2 protein-coding genes are annotated in these 4,767 nt (G+C 70.0%); both read right to left on the minus strand.

Features of this window, described 5'->3' with window-relative positions:
• Nucleotides 1-158: 158 nt before the first annotated feature.
• Nucleotides 159-785, minus strand: coding sequence for a hypothetical protein (locus KH616_RS21525; protein ID WP_292250626.1), 627 nt, complete (start codon nucleotides 783-785; stop codon nucleotides 159-161).
• A gap of 22 nt (nucleotides 786-807) precedes the next feature.
• Nucleotides 808-4,671, minus strand: coding sequence for a tetratricopeptide repeat protein (locus KH616_RS21530; RefSeq protein ID WP_292250627.1), 3,864 nt, complete (start codon nucleotides 4,669-4,671; stop codon nucleotides 808-810).
• Nucleotides 4,672-4,767 lie beyond the last annotated feature (96 nt).

A 4,767-nucleotide genomic window follows, 5' to 3' on the forward strand; every position in this document is an offset into this window, starting at 1 on the left:
CGTGTCGGACGCAAGCGCCGGCCAGGGCACGGTCTGCTACTGGGGCTTCTAAGCCCCGCGTCACGCGCCTCGCGCGCGTGACCGCCGGCGGCCGGGCGCGGACGCCCGCCTCCGGCATCCGATACGCATGCGGCGCCCGCCCGGGCGCCGCATGCACATTACGAACGCGCGCCTCTGTCGCCGGACCCGATAACCGGCGTCAGCAGTTGCCGCACCAGCCCCTGCGCGACGCTCGTCGCCGCGTCGCGGCTCCAGCCCGTGCGGCTCGCGGTGCCGCTCCAGACCACCGCGCCTGTCTTCAGGTCGACGATCTGCAATGCGATGCCGATCGCCGGCTCGCCATCGACCCCGACCTTGTAACGCCACTCGTTCACCGCGCCTGTCAGGCCATAGCGCAGATGGTTGTCGGCGGCCCACTTCTTCGCCTTGCCCAGATCCGTTCCGGTCCAGTCCACGAACATCCCGTCGTCGCCCGGTGCGCGATATTCGCGCACGTCGGTGTAGCCCTGCGCGCGCAGGAAGCCGGCGGCGATCGACGCCGCACGCTGCCCTGCGTTTGCCGTCTCGGTGTTGTTCTCGATCGGCAGGATTGCCCAGCCGGTGTTGGCCAGCCGCAGGTCGCTGTAGCCGCCGCTGGCCTCGAAGGCCGACACGGGGCCGCTGTCGATCTGCGCGCAACCGGCGAGCAGCGCGCCCGCCGCGGCCAGCACCGCGCACCAGCGGCGGGCGCCCCCGCCATGCGGCGCCGGCTTCCATATCTCACGTGGCGATGCGCTCCCTTTCATGTCGCTCTCCTTCGTCTGCGGTTCAATACATCCAGCGATAGCGGATGCCGACTTCGGTGTAAGGCGTCGAATGGTTCTGCGACGCACTGGCATGGGTGATGTACACGCCGAGCTGATCGCCGCCGATCACGCTGCCGACGATGCCCGCCGTCACGCGCTCGCCCCAGCCGGCGTGCGAGTCGTACATCGGGCCGACTTCGAGATAGGGCCGCCATCTGCGCGAATAGCCGTCGAGCAGCCCGTTGCCGAAGCCGCCCAGCAGCGCGACCTGCGTGAACGAGCGCGGCACGAACTGCGAGCCGGTCAGCGGCGTCCCGTTCGGCACCAGTTGCTGCAGCAGCCCGCCCGGCGTCCCGTTCGCGGTGAACCAGCCGTGCGTGACCGCCAGCCGCACCGTGTAGTCGGGATAGCTGATGCGCAGCTTGTAACCCGCGTCCGCGTTGATCAGCGTGCCGTGCCCGAGGTACGAGCGATCCTGCCCGTAATAGCGCGCGTATTCGACGCGGGCGCGGGTGAAGACGTGCGGATCCGGCTGGAACGCGACCGCGCCGACCACGTTGTCCTTCACGCCGCCGACCTGCAACTGCACGGACTCGGTCGCTTCCTGGTTGCGGCCGAGCGAATAGCTGAAGCTGAGCGGGCGGCCTTCAAGCACCGCGCCTTCGATGCGCACGGTCGTGAAATCGCGCAGCGCGTTGCGGCGCCCCACCACCAGCGCCTCGCGGTCGATCGTCCCGTAGCGGCGCAGCACGCCCTCGAAGTTGCGATCCTTGCCGGGCACGCCGGGCAGCGAGTTGTCGCCGTGCTGCGCGCGATCGACGTAGCGGAATGCGAATGCGAGCGTCGGCGTAATGTGGACGCCCGCGCCGATGCTGGTCTCGTAGAACAGCAGCGGGCCGGTATGCAGATACCGGAAGCCCGGCGCAATCGCCTGCGCGGTCGGCATGACCGTATCGACGAGCGTCGCGTGCATCACGTCGTTGTCCGGCAGCAGGTTCTGCGCATCGAATGCGGCCTGCTGCGCGGCGTCGATGCGGCCCGCGCGCTGCGCCACGGCAATCTTCGTGGAGGCCGGCACCGGATCGGCCGGATCGTCGAGGATCTGCGACAGCTTCGCCGGATCGTCGTCCGCGAGCGCAAGCGCCGCATTCGCATACGACGGCTGCGACAGCCGCTGCGTGTAATGCCAGGCGAGCCAGTCGCGCTCAAAATCGTATGCGTCGTGCGACTGGCTCCATGCGAGCATCGCCTCGCGCGCCGTCGCCGAATAGCGCTCGTTGCGCTGGGTCAGCGACTGTGCCGTGTCCGGCGGCAGCATCGACAGGTCGCCGAGATCCGACGACGCCTGTGCGGCCGGCGCCGCGTTCGCCAGTGCGTCTTCGCGCAGCAACTCGATCAGCAGCCGCTTCGATGCGTCGCTGCCCGCAAAGCGGTCGGTGAGCGTGATGAAGCGCACACGCGCCGTGTCGTACTCGTCCGGGGTCATCTGCGGCGGACGGCGCTGGTCGATCCGGTCGCGGTGCAGCCGCGCCCATACGGCGCGCCTGATCCGCCACGCCTCGCCGCTCTGCCCCTGCAGCTCGAGCGCGTCCGCGACCGTCAGCCGCCACAGCGGATCGTTGCGATGCGACGGCGCGTTCAGCCTCAGGAAATGCAAGGCGGCATGCGCATCGCCGAGCCGCAGGTAGGCCGCCGCGTACGCGGCGGCAAGCGGCGTGTCGCCCGTCACACGCGACCGGTAGGTGCGCAGCGCAGCGCGCAATTCGGCATCGCTGCCCGAATCGTTCAGCAGCCAGATCAGCGCGACCTGTGCGTTCGCGTTGTCGGGGTGCATGCGCAGCACCGCGCGCACGTCCTCGATCGCGCGTGTGGGTTCGCCGACCAGCCGCCAGTACTGCGACCGCGCCATCAGGTATTCCGGATCGCGCTCCGCGCGCGCCGCCTGTGCCGGTGTGAGCGAATTGAGCAGCGCCGCCACCCGTTCGTAGGCGCGCGCACGCGTGTAGTAGTAGACCGCGCGTCGCAGGTCGCGCAGCTCGCCCGTGCGGCGGAACGCGTATTCGGCGACCCGGCCCGCGTCGAACGGCTGCGCGTCGAGCGCGTCGATCATCTGTTCGAGATCGCCCGGCGTCTCGCGCCGGCTCTTGAGCAGATGCCGCGATCCCTCGACGACGATGTCCGGACGACCGGCCAGCTTCCCGAGCGTCGCGTACAAACGCCAGTACTGGTCGGCATTCGACGCGGACTGCGCCGCGGGCTTCGCCCGGCCGAGCGCGGCGAGCGCCTCCTGATAGCGATGCCTGCCGTACAGCGAGACGGCAATCTTCGTCGCGTACGTCTGGTTCGGGCCATACTCGCGCTCGAGCGTCTGCCACGTGCGCAGCGCGAGCGCATCGTCGCCCGTGCGCTCCGCAAGCGCCGCGGTGCGTTCGAGCACCGGCTGGCGCAGCGGGCCGCGCGCGTACAGGGTGAGAAAGCGGATCGCTGCGCCCGGATTGGCGCGCCCTTCCTCGATCGCGATATACGCGTCGATCCATTCGAGCTGCTTGCGGCGATCGCCCTTCGCGCCGCCTTCGTCGAGTTCGTGGCGCAGCCCGGCCAGCAACGCGCGATCGTCATGCAGCGCGGGCGCGAGACGCAGTACCTGCTGCCAGGACGCCTCGTCGTTGCGAGTCCTCGCCAGCCAGTAGTACGCATCGAGCGCGACACGCGGCCGGTTGTTCCAGGTGGCGACCTGCGCGAGCCGTTCGTGCCACACCACCGAATTCGGATCGCGCGCGAGTGCGTTGCGCGCGACACCTTCGGCCTCGTTCAGCTTGCTGTTCTGCAGGAACACCTTGAACGCCAGTTCCTCGTCGGACGGCCCCGCCTCATTGGCCGCCTTGCCGCCGCCACCCGCGCCTTCGTCCGCCGACGCATCGGCCGCCTGCGCGACGCGCACGACATGCGCGCGCTCGCTCCAGCGCCAGACCGCGAGCCGGATGCGCGGCGCATCGTCCGCATCTCGCCCGGGCGACCGCGATGCGGCCGCCTGCTTCTGCGCCGCGTGCAGCTTCACGAGCTGGTTCGTGTAATCGGCGGCCAGATCGGGGCGACCGGCCGCCAGCGACAGCTGGATCAGGAAACGCAGCGTGCGCGCATCGGCCGCCAGCTCGCCGACATGCTCGCGCGCCGCGAGTATCGCCTCGCCGAGCAGATTCCCGCCTTGCAGCGCACGCAGGCCGGCGAAGAAGAAGCTGCGCCGCTCGCCCTTGTTCGCCGCCCGTGCGCTCGCAGTGAACGCCGCATCGGCGGCCTCGCGGTAATGCCCGCTCGCCAGCTGCGCGGCCGATTCCTTGCCCAGCCAGTATGTCGCGCGGGCGGGGTCGCGCGACGCCAGGCGGCGGTAATAGCGCGCCGCCAGCGCGCCGTCGTTCAGGGTCTGCGCCTTGATCGCGAACATCTGCAACTGGGCCGGCGACCAGGGCGCGTCGACCGCATTGCTCAGCAGCGTATCGAGCTTCGCGATGCGCCCGATGCGTTCGGGCGCCCCCTCCGGCAACGCGTACAGCCGATGCTCGGCAATGCCGATGTCGGTCAGTATCGCGCGTGCGCGGACCGCCGCATCGGGCGACGTCCGCAATTGCGCGACGAGCCGTTCGGCATCGTCGAGGCGTCCCTGGCCGATGTATTCGCGCGCGAGATGCTCGACGGCGCCCGCGTTGCTCGGATCGGCGCGCAGCCACGCGCGCAGGTAGGCGATAGTCAGCGCATCGGATTGACGGCTTTCCAGCAGTGCGCGTTCGAGCGTGCCGCGCGGAAACACGGCAACGAGCGACAGCGCGACTGCGGCGCCGAAACCGGCGATGCCGAGCGGCGTAACGAGTCGTTTGCGGTCAGATTGCACGGTCGCCTTCCACGTGAACGAATTGCACAGGATCGGTGGCGCGCGCGCCGGCTTCACCCGGCGCATCACGACGCACGAATGCGCCGGCCGGCTCGG

The organism is Burkholderia sp. (assembly GCF_018375725.1).
In the GTDB taxonomy this organism is placed as follows: Bacteria; Pseudomonadota; Gammaproteobacteria; order Burkholderiales; family Burkholderiaceae; genus Burkholderia.

What these genes read in the sequence shown, in the direction of transcription:
- KH616_RS21525 (WP_292250626.1), bottom strand. Translation starts at nt 785, where the DNA reads ATGAAAGGGAGCGCATCGCCACGTGAGATATGGAAGCCGGCGCCGCAT.